This is a genomic window from Streptomyces sp. UNOC14_S4, assembly GCF_020740835.1.
In the GTDB taxonomy this organism is placed as follows: Bacteria; Actinomycetota; Actinomycetes; order Streptomycetales; family Streptomycetaceae; genus Streptomyces.
On record NZ_JAINFC010001066.1, the window covers coordinates 1 to 522 of the forward strand.

The window sequence follows — 522 nt, forward strand, 5'->3', positions numbered from 1 at the left end:
GCTCCCCCGGCCCCTCCCTGCACGCCCTCCCGTCCATCCGTCCGGTGCCGCGCCGTACGGGCCGCCGCCCGGCCGCCGTGCCGCGGGGCGCGGCCCGGGGCGGGAGCCCGCGGGATCTCGACGACAGGCCCCGGTCCACCGCCGCCCCCGTGACGCTCGCCGGGGCCGACTGGCTCGCGTCCGCCACGCCGGAGCCGTACCGCGTGCACGCCCAGTGGGCGGAGAACCCGGCCGCTCCGGTGGTGCTCCCCTGCGGCACGGTGTTCGACGTGGTCGGCCTCCCGGCGCTCTTCGGCCGGAAGGTCCTGGACCGGTTATGGGCGGGCGGCCCCGGCTCCGGGCCCGTGGCGGCGCAGCGCGGGCGGCTGCTGGTCTTCGCCTCGCCCGGTACGGCCCAGCGGCTGCCCGCGCTCCTCACCTGGGAGGAGTGGGCCCGGGCCATGCCGCCGCTGCTGTGCCACGGCACGGGCGACGCGGTGACCGCGCCCCCGCTCTACCCGCCGGCCGAGGACGAGCCCACTC

The 522-nt window shown here is 80.3% G+C and carries 2 protein-coding genes; one reads left to right on the forward strand and one right to left on the reverse strand.

What is annotated here, in order from left to right:
- Window positions 1–259, reverse strand: a 259-nt coding sequence (locus K6I34_RS37920; protein ID WP_229332534.1) for a hypothetical protein, incomplete at its 3' end; no start/stop codon positions are given.
- On the opposite strand from K6I34_RS37920, the gene K6I34_RS37925 reads away from it, so the two are divergent.
- Window positions 150–522, forward strand: a 373-nt coding sequence (locus tag K6I34_RS37925; RefSeq protein WP_229332533.1) for a bifunctional DNA primase/polymerase, incomplete at its 3' end; no start/stop codon positions are given. The two genes, K6I34_RS37920 and K6I34_RS37925, sit on opposite strands and share 110 nt — an antisense overlap.